Source organism: Actinocatenispora sera, assembly GCF_018324685.1.
Taxonomy (GTDB): Bacteria; Actinomycetota; Actinomycetes; order Mycobacteriales; family Micromonosporaceae; genus Actinocatenispora; species Actinocatenispora sera.
On the sequence record NZ_AP023354.1, the window covers coordinates 4258415 to 4276037 of the forward strand.

Sequence of the window (17623 nt, forward strand, 5' to 3'; positions counted from 1 at the left end):
GGAAATCATGTCCGAAGACGTCGTCATCGCCGGCGCCGGCCCCACCGGCCTGCTGCTCGCCATCGAACTGAGCCTGGCCGGCGTGCGGCCACTGGTACTGGAGGCGCTGCCGGAACGGTTGCCGCACAACCGGGCCAACGGCCTGGTCGGCCAGGTGGTCCGGATGCTGGACCGGCGCGGCCTGTACGAGCGGATCGCCGGCACGCCGGGGCCGCCGGCACCGGCCCCGCAGTACATGTTCGGCGGGCTGCCCCTCGATCTCGCCGACCTGCCCGACAACCCGCTGTACCTGCTGCCGGTGCCGCAGCGGCAGCTCGAGGACGTGCTGGAGGCCCGGGCCCGCGAGCTCGGCGTACCGATCCGGTTCGGGCACCGGCTGACCGGCCTGAGCCAGACCGCCGACGCGGCCACCGCGCGGGTCGCCGGCCCGGACGGTGAGTACGAGCTGGCCACGGCGTACCTGGTGGGCGCGGACGGCGGGCACAGCGCCACCCGCAAGCTCGCCGGCATCGGCTTCCCGGGGGTGTCGCGGGACGACAGCGTCTCCCGGTCGGCGCACGTCCACATCCCCGACGAGCTGCGCGACCCGGCCACCGGCGGGCTGCGCGTGCCCGGCCACGGCGTCGTCCCGCCGTTCGGGTACCACCGCACCGAGCAGGGCCTGTTCGTGTACGCGCCGTTCCCGAGCGGTCCGCCCGGGCTGAACACGCTGGAGTGGAACGATCTGGACACCGAGGGTGAGTTCGATCTCGCCGGAATGCACGCGAGCGTACGGCGGGTGCTCGGCGTCGACGTGGGCTTCACGGCGCCGACCGGGCCGGGCCCGCACCTGCTGCGCCGGCTGGTCGGCGGCCACACCCGGATCGCCGAGACGTACCGGTCCGGCCGGGTGCTGCTGGTCGGTGACGCGGCGCACGTGCACGCCGCGGTCGGCGGCCCGGGGCTCAACCTCGGCCTGCAGGACGCGATCAACCTGGGCTGGAAGCTCGCCGCCGCGCTGGGCGGGCGGGACGACCTGCTGGAGACCTACCAGGCGGAGCGGCGTCCGGTGGGGGAGCGGGTCGTGACGCACACGCAGGCGCAGTCCGCGCTGATCGCGTCCGGACCGCAGACCACCGCACTGCGGTCGGTGCTGGCCGAGCTGCTCGCCGACCGGCCGGCCAGGCTGCGGCTGGCCGAGCTGCTCGCCGGCGCCGACGTGCGGTACCCGGCGGAGCCGGACGCGCACCCGCTGGCCGGTCGGTGGGCGCCGGACCTGGTGCTGCGCACCGAAACCGGACCGGTGCGGCTGGCCGAGCTGACCGCGGCGGGCCGCCCGCTGCTGGTCGACCTGACCCGCGGCCACGACCTCGCGGCCGAGCTTGCCGCCGGTACGGGTCGGGTCGAGGTGGTCAGCGCGGCGCCGATCGACGGGGCGCCGACGGCGATGCTGCTGCGGCCGGACTGCTACCTGGCGTGGGCCAGCGACTCAGCGGACCCGGACCCGGCGGAGCGGGCCGCACTGCGTGCCGCGGCCGGGCGCTGGCTCGCTGCGCGGCGGGTGGTCGAGCCGGTCGCGTGACTCCTCCTGCCAGTCCGCCCAGCGAGACAGCTGGTCGACCTGGTCGGACAGCTCGCTGCGGCGGCCGGCGTCGCCGCCGCAGTCCAGCGCGGCCCGGCTCACCGCCCACTCGGCCCGGCGCAGCGCGAGCTCGTCGTCGCGGACCGAGGCGGCCCGGATCCGGTCGATGTCGTGCTGGGCGAGGGCGAGCAACGCCGCCGCCTGCGGATCGCGGACCGCGAGGTCGGCCAGCAGGTGCCGGCTGAGGAACACTCCGGTGCGCTGCGCCCAGCGCCGGCGCAGCGCACAGAACACCCCGTGCACCACGGTCAGCCCGGCGGCGCCCGCGACGAGCAGGCCGCCACCCCCGACCAGCTCGTCGAACGTGTGCGGGGCGCCCTCCGGCCGACCGCTGGAGGCGAGCACGGCCACCGCGCCGGCGCCGAACAGGGCGGTCAGCACCGCGGCGAGCAACGCCATCGAGGAGTCGGCACCGTCGAGCAGCCGCCGTCGCATCGGCTCGGAGACCTGGGGCGCGCACACCGGGCGCAGCTGATCGACCATGCGCCTGTCGTATCACAACCCGACGCCGACGGGCACTCCGGAGGCCCATGACACGTCGATCATTTCGGTACGCAAACCGGGCGGCCGGTTTGGCTCCGCGCCCCAGCCGGCGGATCACGCAGCCCCGCGTTGATCAAGGGATTCGGTCATCCGTTCCCGGCACGACGTGACCGAATCCCTTGATCAACCTCGGGGGGGTCCGGGGTGGGCGGTGGGGTCAGGGGGTTGTGTCTACTGTGGACATCCAGGACTCGACGTCGGCGGCGGTGCGGGGCAGCGCATGCGACAGCAGCTGGTAGCCGTCCGCGGTGATCAGCACGTTCTCCTCGATCCGGTACCCGAGACCGCGGAAGGCGGCCGGCACCAGCTCGTCGTCCGGCTGGAAGTACAGGCCGGGCTCGACGGTGAGCACGTGGCCGGGCGCGAGCGTGCCGTCCAGGTACTCGCCGGCCCGGGCCGAGGCGCAGTCGTGCACGTCCAGGCCGAGCATGTGGCCGGAGCCGCACAGCGTCCAGCGCCGGTAGATCGTGGAGGCCGGATCCAGCGCCTCCTCCGCCGAGCAGGGCAGCAGGCCGAGGTCGGCCAGGCCGTACGCGGTGACCCGCATCGCCGCGCGGTGGAAGTTGCGGTACGGCGCGCCCGGCTTCAGCTCCGCCAGCGCCGCGTCGTTCGCCGCCCGGTTCAGCTCGTACAGGTCGCGCTGGATCGGGGTGAAGTGGCCGGAGATCGGCAGCACCCGGGTGATGTCCGCGGTGTACAACGAGCGGGTCTCCACCCCGGCATCGAGCAGCAGCAGGTCGCCGTCGCGGACCGGGCCGTCGTTGGCGATCCAGTGCAGCGTGGTCGCGTGCGGGCCGGCCGCGACGATCGAGTGGTACCCGACGTCGTTGCCCTCGGTGCGGGCGCGCCGCCAGAACGTGCCCTCCAGGTACCGCTCCGAGGTGGCCTTGGCCCGGTCCAGCGCGCGCACCACGTCGGCGAAGCCGCGGGCGGTGCTGTCGCAGGCCAGCTGGAGTTGCTCGATCTCGTACGCGTCCTTGACCAGCCGCAGCTCGGCCAGCACCGCGGCAAGCTCGTCCTCGGCGTACCCGTCGTCGCGCGCCGGCACCAGCGCGTCCACGTCGGCGTCGACCCCGCGCAGCACCCGGGTGGGCAGCGTGCCGCGCAGCGCGGACTCCAGGTCCGCCACGTCGCGGGTGGTCAGGCCGAGTTCGGCGGCGGACTCGGCGAGCGACGGCCGGCGGCCCACCCACAGCTCGCCGGCCCGGCTGCGGTAGAACTCGCCGTTGTCCCGGCGCGAGCGCGGCGGCGCGAACAGCGTGTCACCGTCCGGCTCGACCACCAGTACCGAGCCGGCGTGCTGGTCGCCGGACAGCCACACGTAGTTGGAGTGCGGCCGGAACCGGTAGTCCTGGTCGGCCGAGCGGGTCTTGAGCCGCCCGGCCGGCACCACGATCCGCTCGCCGGGGAACGCGGCCCGCAGCCGGTCGCGGCGCTTGGCGGCGAACCCGGCGACCGGCAGCTGCGCCAGCTCGCGACGCTCGGTGTCCGCCCAGCCGGTACTCATGAACGCGTCCAGCGCCTCGGTCGGCGGCCAGTCGTGGCTGCCGGTGGCGAACTGCTCGCGGGCCATCACGCCTCCCAGCGTTCCGTATGCCGAACGACCCCACGCTAGGCACCGGACCCGCCCAGGTCAATGCGGCCGCCCTGGCTTCGGTGTACCGCTGGCTGTTTGTCCGGCAGCGCCGGCGGCCCGGCGGGCGACCTCACGGCGCTGCTGTTCGATTCACGGAACGGCCGTGCGGTTCACGCGTCGCCGAGGAACTGGTCCAGCTCGGCGTCGACCAGGGTCGCGGCGTCGATGCCCACCGCGGCGAGCACGCCCTCCAGCTCCATCCCGACGATCCCGTGCAACCGCACCCAGAGCCGGATCGCGGCCGCGGCGACCGTGGGCTCGACGGCCGTGTCCCGGCTGCGGGCCCACTCGGCGACCTCGCCGCGCAGCCGGGGCGGGGCCGGCGGCAGCGGCCGGTCGAGCGCCGCGACCAGCTCCAGCAGTACCCGCATGGCCTGCTGCGACGCGGTCACCACCGCCGGGTCGGCAAGATGCCCGTCCCCGTACGGGTCGGCCAGCATCACCCGGTAGACCGCCGGGTCGGCGAGCGCCCAGTCCCGGTATGCGCCGGCCACCGCCCGCAGCCGCCCGGCCGGCCGGCGCCGCCTCGCCGCCTCGGCGGCCGCGGTCACCGCCGCGGCCAGTTCCTCGAAGCCGACCGTCGCGAGCGCGGTCACCAGCGCGGCGCGGGAGTCGAAGTAGCGGTAGATCGCCGGGCCGGACATGCCCATGGCGCGGGCGATGCCGTTCAGCGACAGCCCCGGTACGCCGCGCTGTGCGAGCTGGGTGCGGGCCCGTGCCACGATCTCCGCCCGGGTCGCCGCGCGCTGCCGCTCCCGCCGGCCCGGGGGCGCCGGCGCGTCCGGCGGCGTCCCGGCCCCGCGCGGCGCCCCGGCCCCGCTCGGCGTCCCGGCCCCGCTCGGCGTCCCGGCCCCGCTCGGCGCTTTCCGCGGCGTGCCGGCGCTGCTCGGCGTCCATGCCCCGCTCGGCGCGTCCGGTGGCGTCGCGGCCTCGCTCGGCGCGGGGGCGCGGTCGCTCGGTCGCGTCACGCGCGGAAGGCGTCGGCGTAGGCGCTCGCGAACTCGTCCACGCTGCGCGCCGGGTGCCCGGTCAGGTCCGGCACCGCGGATGAGACGGCGGCGGCCTCGCCGCGCCGGTAGTGCGCGTAGTCCTCCAGCAGGCCGTCGACCTGCCAGTCGGGCAGCGCGCCGCGCAGCTGGGCGGCGAACTCGTCCGGCGACACGTCGGCGAAGTGCACCGGCCGGCCGGTGGCGGCCGAGATCGCCTCGGCCAGCCGGGCGTGCGTGATCGCCGCCGGTCCGGTGAGGTCGTACGTGCGGCCCTGGTGGCCGTCGGAGGTCAGCACGGCGGCGGCCGCGTCGCCGATGTCGCGCACGTCGACGGCGCTGACCGTGGCGTCGCCGATCGGTGCGCCGAATCCACCCGTCGCCCGGATCAGGCCGGCGAACGCCAGGGTGCCCTGCAGGAACAGGTTGGGGCGCAGGATGGTGTGCGCCGGGCCGTGCTCCGCCGCGTAGCGCTCGACCTCGGCGTGCCAGCGCAGGAACCGGACCGGCGAGTCGGCTGTGGCGGCGAGCTGGGACAGGATCGCGACCTGGCCGACGCCGGCCGCCCGGGCCGCGTCGAGGAACCGGATCTGCCGCTGTGCCGCCTGTTCCGAGGACGGCGTCACCAGGTACGCCGCGTCGACGTCGGCGAGCGCCGCAGTCAGCGCAGCGCGGTCGTCGAAGTCGGCCACCGCCGTCTCGTCCGCACTGGCCAGCGCGGTCTCGCCGGCCTTGCGCTGCATCGCCCGCACCGTCACGTCGCGACCGGCCAGCGCCTGCAGCACCGCGCCGCCGGTGGCGCCGGTCGCGCCGGTCACCAGAATCCGTCGCATGATCGTCCGCCTCTTCAGTTATACCCTCTAACAAAAGTTAGAGTAGCTCACTGTGATGCGGCAGCAACGTGACGGTCCCCACCGCCGGGGCGCCAGCACAGCGTCAGCTCCGGCAGCCGCTCCATGTTGTCGTCGCCGCGCCCGACCTCGACGAAGCCGTGCCGGGCGTAGAACGCGCGCGCCTCGACGTTGGCCTCGAACACGTGCAGCGTCAGGCACTCCGGGCTGTACTCGCGCACCGCGGCCAACAGCCGCGAGCCGAGGCCACGCCGGCGCCGCTCGGGCAGCAGGTACAGGGCGTCGAGCAGGGTTCCGGCCAGCGCCGCGTAACCGGCGAGCGTGCCGTCCACCTCCGCCACCAGTACGCGCCGGGACGGCAGGACGGCATCTCGTACCCACGCCGTCACCTGCTCCTGACTGCGCCGCTGCGGTGGCAGGTACGGCATGGTTTCGGCCCGGGACCGCCGGTGCACCCGGGCGATGCCCGCCGCGTCGTCGACGACCGCCGGACGGATGAGAATCGCGTTCCGCATGCGCTGACCGTACGGCCCGGCGGGCGTCGCCGCCCGCGGTTTCGGCCGCGCCGGTCCGGGCACCCGCGCGAGCCGGCGGGAAGCGGGTCAGCGGTCGTCGGGCAGCAGCGCGGGGCGGATCGCGGCGCCGCCGTCGACCACCAGCGTCTGGCCGGTCAGCCAGCTCGACGCCGCCCCGGCGAGGAAGACCGCGGTGGCGGCGATGTCGGCCGGCTCGCCGATCCGGCCGAGCGGAATGGCCGCATTCAGCGCCGGCTCGCGGCCCTCCCACAGGGCGCGGGCGAGCCGGGTGCGGACGATCCCGGGCGCGATCGCGTTGACCCGCACCCGCGGCGCGAGTTCCGCGGCGAACTGCCTGGTCAGATGGATGACCGCGGCCTTCGTCGCGTTGTAGTAGCCGATGCCGGGTTCGGTCAGCAGCCCGCCGACCGAGGCCAGGTTGACGATGGCGCCGCCGCGCTCGCGCATCGACGCGCGCCACACCGCCTGCGTCCACAGCACCACCGACAGCTGGTTGACCTGGACCGTCTTCTCGGCGCGGGCCACGTCCAGGTCCACCATCGGGCCGTAGTACGGATTCGTCCCGGCGTTGTTGACCAGCACGTCGACGCCGCCGAACGCCTCGACCGCGGCGGCGACGCAGGCGGCGGCGGCGTCCGGGTCGCCCACGTGCGCGGCGTGCGTGCGGACCTCGACCCCGGGGTACGCGGCGCGCACCCGCGCGGCGACCTCGTCGAGCGCCTGCTGCCGGCGCGAGGAGAGCAACACGTGGCAGCCCTCGGCGGCCAGCGCGGTCGCGATCGCGGCGCCGATCCCGCGCGACGCGCCGGTCACCAGAGCGCTGCGCCCGGCCAGTCCGGTGTCCATCCGTGCCCCTTTCGCGGCACCGGGCCGGCCGGCGTGCAGGTCCCGGGCGGTGTCCGATGCGCGGCGTTGACGTGGTTCGCCGATGGGCTTACCTTACCGACCAGTAGCGTGCCGTTCAGCCGACACGAAAAGAGGTCCAGTGTGGACAGGTTCACCGGGCGGGTCGCCGTGGTCACCGGCGCGGCGCAGGGCATCGGCGCGGCCACCGCACGCCGGTTGGCGGCCGAGGGCGCGACGGTGGCGGTACTGGACCTCGATCTCGACCGCACCGCCGACACCGTCGCGACCATCCGGGCGGCCGGCGGCAGCGCCGACGGGTACGCCGTGGATGTCGCCGACGCGGGTTCGGTGACCGCGGCGATCGACGCCGTCGCCGGCGCGCACGGGCGGATCGACGTGCTGGTCAACGACGCCGGCGTGACCCGCGACAACCTGGTGCACAAGCTCGCCGAGGACGACTGGGACACCGTTCTCGACGTCAACCTCAAGGGCGCGTACCTGGTCAGCCGGGCGGCGCAGCAGCACATGGTGCCGGCCGGGTACGGGCGGATCGTGTCGCTGTCGTCCACCTCCGCGCTGGGCAACCGCGGCCAGGCCAACTACGCCGCGGCGAAGGCCGGCATCCAGGGACTGACCGCGACGCTCGCGATCGAGCTCGGCCGGTACGGGATCACCGCGAACGCGGTGGCGCCCGGCTACGTGGCGACCGCGATGACCGCGGCGACCGCGCGGCGGGTCGGCCTGGACCCGGCCGAGCACCAGCGGCTCGCCGCCGAGCAGATCCCGGTCCGCCGGGTCGGCCGGCCGGACGACATCGCGGCCGCGATCGCGTTCCTGGCCTCCGAGGAGGCCGGCTACGTCAGCGGCCAGACCCTGTACGTGAACGGGGGGCTGCGCTGATGGAGTTCGGCCTCACCGACGAGCAGCGCGCGATCCGGGACACGGTGCGCGACTTCGTCCGCAAGGAGCTGACGCCGCGCGAACCCGACGTGCTGGCCCGCGACCGGCGCGGTGAGCCCGGCCTGACCCGCGACGAGCTGACCGCGCTGCAGGACAAGGCGCGCGGTTTCGGTTTCTGGGGCCTGTCCACCCCCGAGCAGTACGGCGGGATGGACCTGGACGCGGTCACCCAGGCGCTGATCCACACCGAGCTGGGCCGCACGTACGTCCCGTTCGTGTTCGGCGGCGAGGCGGACAACATCCTGTACGAGGCGAACGACACGCAGCGCGCCGAGTACCTGCTGCCCACCATCGAGGGCGACCGGATCTCCTGCTTCGCGATCACCGAGCCGGGCGCCGGCTCGGACGCGGCGAACATCCGGCTCACCGCCCGCGCCGACGGCGACGACTGGCTGCTGTCCGGCGAGAAGACGTTCATCACCAACGGCAACGACGCCGACTTCGCCATCGTCATCGCGCTCACCGACCCGGCCGCCGGCGCCCGCGGCGGTTCGACCGCGTTCCTGGTGGACCGGTCGATGGGCTGGACCTCGTCGCCGATCGTCACGATGGGCCCGGCCGAGCCGGCGTCGCTGTTCTTCGACCAGGTCCGGGTGCCGTCCTCGCACATCCTCGGCGAGGTCGGGCAGGGCTGGCGGCTCGCGATGCGCTGGATCGGCCGCGGCCGGTACCTGATCCCGGCGCGGGCGGTCGGGATCGCCGAGCGGGCGCTGTCGATGGCCGTCGAGTACGCGAACACCCGGGAGACGTTCGGCGCACCGATCGCCGCGAACCAGGCGATCCAGTGGATGATCGCGGACAGCGAGCTGGAACTGGAGGCGGCCCGGCTGCTGGTGCTGCGGGCCGCCTGGCTGGTCGACACCGGTGCCGACGCCCGGCACGCGTCCTCGATGGCGAAGCTGTCCGGCGCCACCATGGTCAACCGGGTGATCGACCGGGTACTGCAGGTGCACGGCGGCATGGGCTACACCCGGGAGCTGCCGATCGAACGCTGGTACCGGGAGGTGCGGCTGTTTCGCATCTTCGAAGGCACCGACGAGATGCAGCGGCTGATCCTCGCCCGCGACCTGCTGCGCGGCTACACGAAGGTGGGGCTGGTGTGAGGACGTTCCGCAGCGCCGCCGAGCTGCTCGCCGCGGTCGGTACCGATCTCGGTACCAGTGGTGCCCGGCCGGTCAACCAGGCCCGCATCGACGCGTTCGCCGACGCCACCGGCGACCGGCAGTGGATCCACGTCGACGCCGAGCGGGCCGCGGCCGGGCCCTTCGGTACCACGGTGGCGCACGGGTTCCTGACCCTGTCGCTGTTGCCGATGTTGCTGCGCGAGGTGGTCGAGGTGCGGGCCGCACACGCGCTCAACTACGGACTGGACCGGGTCCGCTTCCCGGCACCACTACCCGCGGGCTCCCGGGTACGCGCCAGCGCGACCCTGCTGTCCGCCGACCCGGCCGACGGTGGCGTGCAGACGGTGCTGCGCGCCACCGTCCAGGCCGCGGGTGCCGCCAAGCCCTGCTGCGTCGCGGACCTGGTCACCCGCTACCTGTTCTGATCCGGGCCGCCGCCCGCACTGATCGAGGTTCGGTGGTACGCCGGGACCAATCCCTTGATCAACGCGGGTTGGTCCCGGGCGCCGCGACCCTGGCCGCGGCCGCGGCCGCGGCCGCGGCCGCGGCCGGTGGGGCTGGTGTCAGGCCGCGGCGGGGCCGCCGTCGACCGGCAGCACCGTGCCGGTGAGGTACGCGTTGGTCATCAGCGCGAGGATCGCCCGCGCGACGTCGTCGGCGGTGGCGATCCGGCCCATCGTCGCGGCCTTGCCGTACTGGGTGAACACCGCCTCGCGCGCCTCGGCGGGGAAGCCGGACCACCAGGCGGTGTCGACGACACCGGGGGAGACCGCGTTGACCCGGACCGGGGCCAGTTCGGCGGCGAGGCTGGCCACCCCGGCCTCCACCGCGCCGTTGATCATCGCCAGGCCGACCGCGCCGGGCGCCGCGTTGCGGGCGCTGGCCGCGCCGACCAGGGTGATCGAGCCGCCCGGCCGCAGCGCCGGCAGCGCCGCCTGGATCGCACCGAGGAAGCCGATCACCTTGGTGTCGAGCCCGCTGCGGACCGAGGCGAGGTCGAGCCCGGCGACGGGGCCGATGCCGGCGGCGTCGCCGGCGGCGAGGACCAGGTGGTCCAGCCGTTCCGGCATCGCGGCGGCGATCGTGTCGTGGTCGTGCAGGTCGGCGATGCGCCAGGCGATGCCGTCGCCGGCGGCGCGCAGCCGAGACTCGTTGCGGCCGGTGACGGTGACCTCGGCGCCGGCGGCCCGCGCGGCCCGTGCGGTGGCCAGCCCGATGCCGGAACTGCCGCCGGCGACAAGAACGGTGGTGCCTGCCAGGAATTCATTCTGAGACGTCATGTCTCGAAATATATCCGAGGCAGCGCGTCTCGTAAACTGACCGGATGGACGAGGTGAGCGCGAAGCGGGGTCGGCCGCGGGACGAGCGGGCCCGGAAGGCCATCCTGCGGGCGGCCCGGGACCTGCTGCTCGAGGACGGGTACGCCGCGTTGACCGTCGAGGGCATCGCCCGGCGCGCCGGCGTCGGCCGGCAGACCGTGTACCGGTGGTGGCAGGGCAAGGCCGACGTCGCGCTGGAGGCGATGAACGCCCAGGCCGAGCTGGAGATCGCGGCGACCGATCTGGCCGCCTTCGTGCGCGAGACGTTCATCGTCGCGCCGCGGTACGTGCCGGCACTGTCCGGGCTGATGGCGCACGCCCAGCTCGACCCGGCGTTCGCGGCCCGGTTCCGGGCCGAGTTCCTGGACCGCCGGCGGGCGGCACTGATCGCGCTGGTCCGCGCCGAGCTTCCGGCACTCGACCCGGAGTACGCCGCCGACCTGGTGTTCGGCACCCTCTGGTACCTGGTGCTGACCCGGCCGGACCGGCTCGACGCCGAGTTCGCCGACCGGATGTACGAGACGCTGCACGCGCAGCGACCGTGACCCGGCGGCCCGGCCCCGCTCACCGGCCCGGGATGTGATGCACACTGCGTTAAGTTGACCGACGGCGAACAACGTCGTTAGGTTCGCTGCGTGGACGGTCACCTGCATCTCGGCTACGAGCTCGCGCTGCTCGCGAACCACGAGCACGCGGTCGCCGACGTGCACTGTCGCTGACCGACCCGTCCGGTCGGGCCGTCGAGCCCGCCGACCCCACCCCAGCCCGGTGACCGTCCGTGTCGGACGAAGCCGTTGCTTCTTGCCCCTTTTCTTGTGCATTTCCGCTGGCTAGTGTCATTTGCGGTCATACCGCCGACCGGCAGCGGTGTGCTTTCGGCTGCCGGTACCCCTCCGGCGTTTCAAGGAGCCCTCGTGAACCGCAAACCCGTCCTGTCGATCGCCGCGGGTGCGCTGCTGGCCGGCACCCTCGCCGCCTGCGGCAACACCGGCGGTGGGTCGTCCACCACCGCGTTCGATCCGAAGACCTGCCAGGGCGGCACGCTGGAGGTGCTGAACCAGCGGGACATCACGCACCTCGACCCGGCCCGGATCTACACCTCCGGCGGCGGCAACATCCCGTCGCTGCTGTTCCGGACGCTGACCACGCGCAACCGGGCCGCCGGGGCGGCCGGCGCCAACGTGGTACCGGACCTCGCCACCGACCTCGGCACGCCCAGCGACAACGCCAAGAGCTGGACCTACCACCTGCGGTCCGGCCTGAAGTACTCCGACGGCACCGCGATCACCAGCGCCGACATCAAGTACGGCATCGAGCGCTCGTTCTCGCCGGACCTGCCGGGCGGCGCCGCGTACCTGCGCGACTGGCTGGTCGGCGCGAAGAACTACGCCGGCCCGTACAAGGACCCGAAGGGCCTGGGCGCGATCGAGACGCCCGACGCCAGGACGATCGTGTTCCACCTCAACAGCCCGCACGGTGACTTCCCGTACCTCGCCACCGCGACCCAGTTCGCGCCGGTACCGAAGGCGAAGGACGACGGGGTCAACTACGAGAAGCACCCGGTCTCCAGCGGCCCGTACCAGATCAAGACGTACCAGAAGAACAAGAAGCTGGTGCTGACCCGCAACAAGAACTGGTCCCGCAGCATCGACCCGGAGCGGCTGGCCTGCCCGGACACCATCGACATCACCTCCGGGCTCAACCCGGACGTGATCAACCAGCGGCTGGCGGCGAGCTCCGGCAACGACGCGAACGCGGTCACCACCGACACCGACCTCGGCCCGGCGCAGATCTCCCAGCTGCAGGGCAACCCGGAGCTGGCCAAGCGCGTCGCCAAGGGCAACTTCCCGTACACGTACTACCTGACGTACGACACGACGAAGGCGCCGTTCGACAAGCTGAAGGTGCGCGAGGCGTTCAGCTACGCGGTCAACCGCAACTCGGTGATCAACGCGATCGGCGGCAGCTCGCTGGGGTACCCGGCGACCACGTTCCTGCCGAAGCAGAAGTCGATGGGCTACCAGCCGTACGACTACTTCCCGGCCGGCAAGAGCGGCAACCCGGCGAAGGCCAAGCAGCTGCTGGCCCAGGCCGGCTACCCGCACGGACTGACGGTCACGTTGGCGCACAACAACACCGCCGACGACCCGAGCGGCCCCGAGGTGGCGACCGCGGTGCAGGACGCGCTGAAGAAGGCCGGCATCACCGTCAAGCTGCAGACCATCGACTCCAACTCCTACTACGACACGCTGAACGACCCGAAGACCCAGCCGCAGGTGGCGATCGCCGGTTGGGGTGCGGACTGGCCGAGCGGCGGACCGTTCCTGATCCCGCTGTTCGACGGCCGGCAGATCTTCCCGTCCGGCGGCAACTTCAACACCGCGATGGTGAACGATCCGGCGGTGAACAAGCAGATCGACCGGATCAACGCGATCACCGACCCGGCGCAGGCCGCGAAGGCGTGGGGTGAGCTGGACGCCTCGATGGGCAAGCAGGCCTGGTACGTGCCGCTCTACCATGGCAAGGACCTGGCGCTGTACGGCAAGAACGTCAAGAACGCCTTCGTCTCGGACTGGACCGGCGTCTACGACCTGTCCCAGCTCTCGGTCAAGTGAGTACCGACGCACTGACCGACCAGGCCACCGCGCCGGCGCCCGAGGGGGGCGCCGGCGCCCGGTCGGTGTGGCGCGCGTTGCGCCGCGAGCCGGCCGCGCTGGTCGGGCTGATCGTGGTCCTGCTGCTGATCGTGGTGGCGCTCGCGGCGCCGCTGCTGACCGCGCTGGAGGGACAGGACTACACCAGCTACCACGACGGGCTGCTCGACTCGGCCCGCGGCGGGGTACCGACCGGTGACCTCGGCGGCATCTCCGCGCAGCACTGGCTCGGGGTGGAGCCCAAGACCGGCCGCGACCTGTTCGCCCGGGTCGTGTACGGCGCCCGGGTCTCGCTCACGGTCGCCATCTCGGCCACGATCCTGCAACTGCTGATCGGGCTGACGATCGGGCTGGCCGCGGGGCTGGGTGGCCGCATCGCCGACGCGGTGCTGTCCCGGGTGACCGACCTGGTACTGGCGTTCCCGGCCCTGATCTTCTCGATCGCGCTGCTGGGCATCGTGCCGCAGTCGTTCCCCCGGCCGGTCCTGCTGGTGCTGGTGTTGGCGCTGTTCGGGTGGGCCGGCACGGCCCGCATCGCCCGCGGGCAGGCGCTGACGCTCAAGACCCGCGACTACGTGGCGGCGGCCCGGCTCGCCGGCGGCCGCGGTGCCCGGCTGGCCCGCCGGGAGATCCTGCCCGGCCTCGCCGCGCCGGTAATCACGTACGCGGCGCTGATGGTGCCGGGCAACATCGTGGCCGAGGCCGGCCTGTCCTTCCTCGGCGTGGGCATCAACCCGCCGACCCCGTCCTGGGGGCAGATGCTGTCGTCGGCGACCACCTGGTTCAGCGGTGACCCGATGTACGTGGCGATCCCCGGCGTGCTGCTGTTCGCCACCGTGCTGTCGTTCACGCTGTTCGGCGACGGGCTGCGCAACGCGCTGGATCCGCGCAGCACGTCGCTGTCGAAGAGGGCGGAGTAGCCGTGGCCGCATACCTGATCCGGCGTGGCGTCATCGCCGCGCCGGTGTTCGTCGGTCTCGAGTGGCAGGAGTCGGCGTGGCCGCATACCTGATCCGGCGGGTGCTCGGCGCGCTGGTGGTGCTGCTCGTGCTGTCCGCCGCCGTGTACGTCATCTTCTACGCGCTGCCCGGCAACCCGGCGCAGCTGGTCTGCGGCCCGAAGACCTGCCAGCCCGACCAGCTGCACCGCATCGAGACCGAGCTCGGCCTCGACCAGCCGATCTACCTGCAGTACTGGCACTTCCTGATCGGCATCTTCGCCGGCCGGACGTTCTCCGGCGGGCCGGAGGCGATCCACTGCGCGGCGCCGTGCCTGGGCTACTCGTACCAGACCGGCGAGCCGGTGACCTCGCTGCTGCTCGACCGGCTGCCGGTGTCGGCGTCGCTGGTCGTCGGTGGCTTCGTCATCTGGGTACTGGTCGGCGTCGGGCTCGGCGTGATCTCCGCGCTGCGCCGCGGCCGGGCCCTGGACCGCGTCGTCACCACCGCGACGCTCGCCGGCAACTCGGTACCGGTGTTCCTGGTCGGGTTGCTGCTGCTGATCGTGTTCTGCGTGTACCTGCGGTGGCTGCCGTTCCCCGGCTACCAGCCGCTGACCGCGAACCCGGCGCTGTGGGCGCAGAACCTGATCCTGCCGTGGGTGTCGCTGTCGGTGGTGTCGGCCGCCGTCTACACCCGGCTGACCCGCACCTCGATGCTGGAAACGCTGGCGGAGGACCACATCCGCACGTTCCGGGCGTACGGGCTGAGCGAGTCGCGGGTGATCCGCCGGCACGCCCTGCGCGGCGCGCTGACTCCGCTGATCACGATCGGCACCATCGACCTGGCCACCTCGCTGACCGGGGCGACGCTGACCGAGAGCCTGTTCGGCCTGCCCGGGTTGGGGCAGCTGCTGGTGACCTCGGTACGCAACATCGACCTGCCCGTGGTGGTCGGCGTGACGATCCTGGCCGGCACGGTCATCGTGGTGGCCAACATGTTCGCCGACATCCTGTACTCGGTGGCCGACCGGAGGGTGGCGCTGGCATGACCGACCAGCTTTCGCCGGAGCCGTCCTCGCACGTGCCGGCCCCGCGGTCCGGCGATCCGGCCGCCGCGCCGATCGTCGCGGTGGACGGGCTGACGGTGACGTTCCCCGGCGGTACCCGGGCGGTCGACGGGGTGTCGTTCGACCTGGCGCCGGGCGCGTCGCTCGGCATCGTGGGGGAGTCCGGGTCGGGCAAGAGCGCGACCGCGCTGGCCTTGCTCGGCCTGCACCATGGCACCGGTGCGCGGCTCACCGGCCGGGTCGAGGTCGCCGGTACCGTCGTGGACGACGCCGATCCGGAACGGCTGCGGCGGCTGCGCGGCGCGACCGCGGCGATGGTGTTCCAGGACCCGATGTCGGCGCTCGACCCGTACTTCAGCGTCGGCAGCCAGATCGCCGAGGTGTACCGGCTGCACACCGGCGCGTCCCGGCGCGCGGCGTGGTCCCGCGCGGTGGAGGTGCTCGACCACGTCGGGATCCCGCACGCAGCCCGGCGCGCGTCCGAGCCGCCGCACCAGTTCTCCGGCGGGCAACGGCAGCGGGCGCTGATCGCGATGGCGCTGGCGCTGCGGCCGAAGGTGCTGATCGCCGACGAGCCGACCACCGCGCTGGACGTGACGGTCCAGGCGCAGATCCTCGACCTGCTGCACGGGCTTCGCGCCGAGACCGGGATGGCGCTGCTGCTGGTCACCCACGACCTCGGGGTGATCGCCGGCACCGTCGACGAGGTACTGGTGATGCAGCGCGGCCGGATCGTCGAGCGCGGCGGCGTGCGCCAGGTGCTGTCCGCGCCGGAGCACGACTACACCCGGGCGCTGCTGTCGGCGGTACCTCGGGTCGACGCGCCACGCCAACGCGCCCTGGCGGACGGCGCGGCTCCGGTCGAACCGCTGGTGCGGATGGTGGACGTGCGGCAGGACTTCCCGGTCGGCCGCGGCCTCGTGCCGGGCCGGCACCGCAGCGTCGCCGCGGTCGACGGGGTGAGCCTGGACGTGCGGCGCGGCGAGGTCCTCGGCGTGGTCGGCGAGTCCGGCTCGGGCAAGACGACGCTGGCCCGGATGATGGTGCGGCTGCTGCGTCCCACCGGCGGCCGGGTCGAGTTCGACGGCACCGAGATCGGCGGGCTGTCCGATCGCCGGCTCGCGCCCTTCCGGCGGGACCTGCAGATGGTGTTCCAGGACCCGATCTCGGCGCTGAACCCGCGCCGCAGCGTGGGGGAGAGCATCGCCGATCCGTTGCGTACCGCGGGGATCCGGGACGACGCCCGGATCCGGGCCACGGTGCGGGAGTGGCTGGCGCGGGTCGGGCTGGACCCGGACCGCTACGACGCCTACCCGCACGAGTTCTCCGGCGGGCAGCGCCAGCGCATCGGCATCGCCCGCGCGCTGGTCCGCTCGCCCCGGCTCGTGGTGTGCGACGAGCCGGTGTCGGCGCTGGACGTCTCCACCCAGGCGCAGATCATCGACCTGCTCGCGCAGCTGCGGGCCGAACTGGACCTGACCGTGGTGTTCGTCGCGCACGACCTCGCGGTGGTACGCCAGGTGTCCGACCGGGTCGCGGTGATGCACGGCGGGAAGCTCGTCGAGCTGGCCGACGCGGACACCGTCTACACCGATCCGCAGCACGACTACACCCGCACGCTGCTTGCCGCGGTACCGGTACTCGATCCCGACCTGGCCGCGCAACGCCGGGCTGAGCGCGTCGCAGTGGCCGGCTGATGGCCGATCCCGTGCGGGCCGGCAACGACCCGGCACCGGCTGGTCGCCGACCCGTCGAGCCACTCACCGGTGACCCGGCCGGCGGTTCGACGGCGGCTGCGGCCACGTCGGCCGCTCGCGGCCCGGCGGTCGATCCGGTACCGGTGCCGCTCGGGCCCGGCACGGTGACCCTGTCCGACCGTCGCACCCAGCGGTCCTGGCAGGTGCCGCTGCGCCGGTACCTGCTCGATCCGGTACCGGTGACCCAGCGCCGGTACGCGGCGGTCACCGGCGCCATGCCGAGCGCCGTCGACGACCCGGACCGCCCGGTCGACGGCGTCTCCTGGTGGGACGCGGTGCGGTTCTGCAACGCGTACTCCCGGGCCGCCGGGCTCACTCCGGTGTACCGGATCGACGGCGAGGACGTCTCGGTAGCCGCCGGCGCCGACGGGTACCGGCTGCCGACCGAGGCGGAGTGGGAGTTCGCCTGCCGGGCCGGCAGCACCGGCCCGCGCTACGGCGAACTGGCCGAGATCGCCTGGTACCGCGGCAACTCCGGCGGGCACAGCCACCCGGTCGGCACCCGGTCGGCGAACGCGTGGGGCCTGTCCGACCTGCTCGGCAACGTGTGGGAGTGGTGCTTCGACCACTACGACCCGCAGGTGTACGGCAGCTACCGGGTGCTGCGCGGCGGCGGCTGGGCGGACGAGCACTGGAGCTGCCGTGCCTCGGTACGCCGGCGCAGCCACCCCACCTTCCGCATCGACGACGTCGGCTTCCGCCTGGCCTGCTCCGTCCCGTCCTGACCCGGCCGCGTTCGGCTGGTGCCGCAGCTAGGAGGTCCGCACCGAATGCCGTCGGTGG

17 protein-coding genes are annotated in these 17623 nt (G+C 73.6%); 10 read left to right on the top strand and 7 right to left on the bottom strand.

The annotated features are described in order from the left end of the window. Positions 1-7: 7 nt before the first annotated feature. A complete protein-coding gene (locus Asera_RS20290) occupies positions 8-1561 on the top strand; it encodes an FAD-dependent monooxygenase (RefSeq protein WP_030444640.1) in 1554 nt (517 codons plus the stop codon). Here Asera_RS20290 and Asera_RS20295 read toward each other — a convergent pair. From Asera_RS20295 to Asera_RS20320, 6 genes are all read right to left on the bottom strand, one after another. Further along, positions 1469-2104 carry a hypothetical protein gene (locus Asera_RS20295; protein WP_030444639.1) on the bottom strand — a complete coding sequence of 212 codons (636 nt, stop codon included), beginning with the start codon at positions 2102-2104 and terminating at the stop codon, positions 1469-1471. The two genes, Asera_RS20290 and Asera_RS20295, sit on opposite strands and share 93 nt — an antisense overlap. A gap of 217 nt (positions 2105-2321) precedes the next feature. Beyond that, on the bottom strand, positions 2322-3737 hold the full coding sequence (locus Asera_RS20300) for an aminopeptidase P family protein (protein WP_030444638.1): 1416 nt from the start codon (positions 3735-3737) through the stop codon (positions 2322-2324). A 173-nt stretch (positions 3738-3910) separates the two neighbouring features. Then, positions 3911-4768: a TetR/AcrR family transcriptional regulator gene (locus Asera_RS20305; protein ID WP_051801705.1), complete on the bottom strand. Its 858-nt coding sequence runs from the start codon at positions 4766-4768 to the stop codon at positions 3911-3913. Then, on the bottom strand, positions 4765-5619 hold the full coding sequence (locus Asera_RS20310) for an NmrA family NAD(P)-binding protein (protein ID WP_030444636.1): 855 nt from the start codon (positions 5617-5619) through the stop codon (positions 4765-4767). The genes Asera_RS20305 and Asera_RS20310 overlap by 4 nt, the downstream gene beginning before the upstream one ends. A 47-nt stretch (positions 5620-5666) precedes the next feature. After that, positions 5667-6152: a GNAT family N-acetyltransferase gene (locus Asera_RS20315; RefSeq protein ID WP_051801702.1), complete on the bottom strand. Its 486-nt coding sequence runs from the start codon at positions 6150-6152 to the stop codon at positions 5667-5669. Positions 6153-6239: 87 nt separating this feature from the next. Next, the gene (locus tag Asera_RS20320) at positions 6240-7019 is read right to left on the bottom strand and encodes an SDR family oxidoreductase (RefSeq protein WP_030444634.1); all 780 of its coding nucleotides are present in this window, start codon (positions 7017-7019) and stop codon (positions 6240-6242) included. Positions 7020-7160: 141 nt separating this feature from the next. On the opposite strand from Asera_RS20320, the gene fabG reads away from it, so the two are divergent. Genes fabG through Asera_RS20335 form a run of 3 tightly spaced genes read left to right on the top strand, consistent with a single transcriptional unit; the run spans position 7161 to position 9528 of the window. Continuing rightward, positions 7161-7919, top strand: a complete 759-nt coding sequence (gene fabG / locus Asera_RS20325) for a 3-oxoacyl-ACP reductase FabG (RefSeq protein ID WP_030444633.1) — start codon at positions 7161-7163, stop codon at positions 7917-7919. Then, complete coding sequence (locus Asera_RS20330) at positions 7919-9082, top strand: acyl-CoA dehydrogenase family protein (protein ID WP_030444632.1); 1164 nt, start codon at positions 7919-7921, stop codon at positions 9080-9082. The genes fabG and Asera_RS20330 overlap by 1 nt, the downstream gene beginning before the upstream one ends. Beyond that, a complete protein-coding gene (locus Asera_RS20335; protein ID WP_030444631.1) occupies positions 9079-9528 on the top strand; it encodes a MaoC family dehydratase in 450 nt (149 codons plus the stop codon). The genes Asera_RS20330 and Asera_RS20335 overlap by 4 nt, the downstream gene beginning before the upstream one ends. Positions 9529-9666: 138 nt before the next feature. Here the strand turns inward: Asera_RS20335 and Asera_RS20340 are convergent, their stop codons facing one another. Further along, positions 9667-10383: an SDR family oxidoreductase gene (locus tag Asera_RS20340; protein WP_051801700.1), complete on the bottom strand. Its 717-nt coding sequence runs from the start codon at positions 10381-10383 to the stop codon at positions 9667-9669. Between the two features lie 44 nt (positions 10384-10427). Here Asera_RS20340 and Asera_RS20345 point away from each other — a divergent pair, with 44 nt between their 5' ends. The 6 genes from Asera_RS20345 (at position 10428) to Asera_RS20370 (ending at position 17565) form a co-directional block, all read left to right on the top strand. Continuing rightward, positions 10428-10967 carry a TetR/AcrR family transcriptional regulator gene (locus tag Asera_RS20345; RefSeq protein WP_051801697.1) on the top strand — a complete coding sequence of 180 codons (540 nt, stop codon included), beginning with the start codon at positions 10428-10430 and terminating at the stop codon, positions 10965-10967. Between the two features lie 369 nt (positions 10968-11336). Continuing rightward, positions 11337-13037, top strand: a complete 1701-nt coding sequence (locus tag Asera_RS20350) for an ABC transporter substrate-binding protein (RefSeq protein ID WP_030444628.1) — start codon at positions 11337-11339, stop codon at positions 13035-13037. Further along, complete coding sequence (locus Asera_RS20355) at positions 13034-13996, top strand: ABC transporter permease (protein ID WP_244843960.1); 963 nt, start codon at positions 13034-13036, stop codon at positions 13994-13996. The genes Asera_RS20350 and Asera_RS20355 overlap by 4 nt, the downstream gene beginning before the upstream one ends. Before the next feature lie 76 nt (positions 13997-14072). Beyond that, positions 14073-15065 carry an ABC transporter permease gene (locus Asera_RS20360; RefSeq protein WP_030444626.1) on the top strand — a complete coding sequence of 331 codons (993 nt, stop codon included), beginning with the start codon at positions 14073-14075 and terminating at the stop codon, positions 15063-15065. Next, on the top strand, positions 15062-16780 hold the full coding sequence (locus Asera_RS20365; protein WP_030444625.1) for an ABC transporter ATP-binding protein: 1719 nt from the start codon (positions 15062-15064) through the stop codon (positions 16778-16780). The genes Asera_RS20360 and Asera_RS20365 overlap by 4 nt, the downstream gene beginning before the upstream one ends. Beyond that, positions 16780-17565 (top strand): formylglycine-generating enzyme family protein, encoded by a 786-nt coding sequence (locus Asera_RS20370; RefSeq protein ID WP_084130933.1) that lies wholly within the window; start codon positions 16780-16782, stop codon positions 17563-17565. The genes Asera_RS20365 and Asera_RS20370 overlap by 1 nt, the downstream gene beginning before the upstream one ends. Positions 17566-17623: the final 58 nt, after the last annotated feature.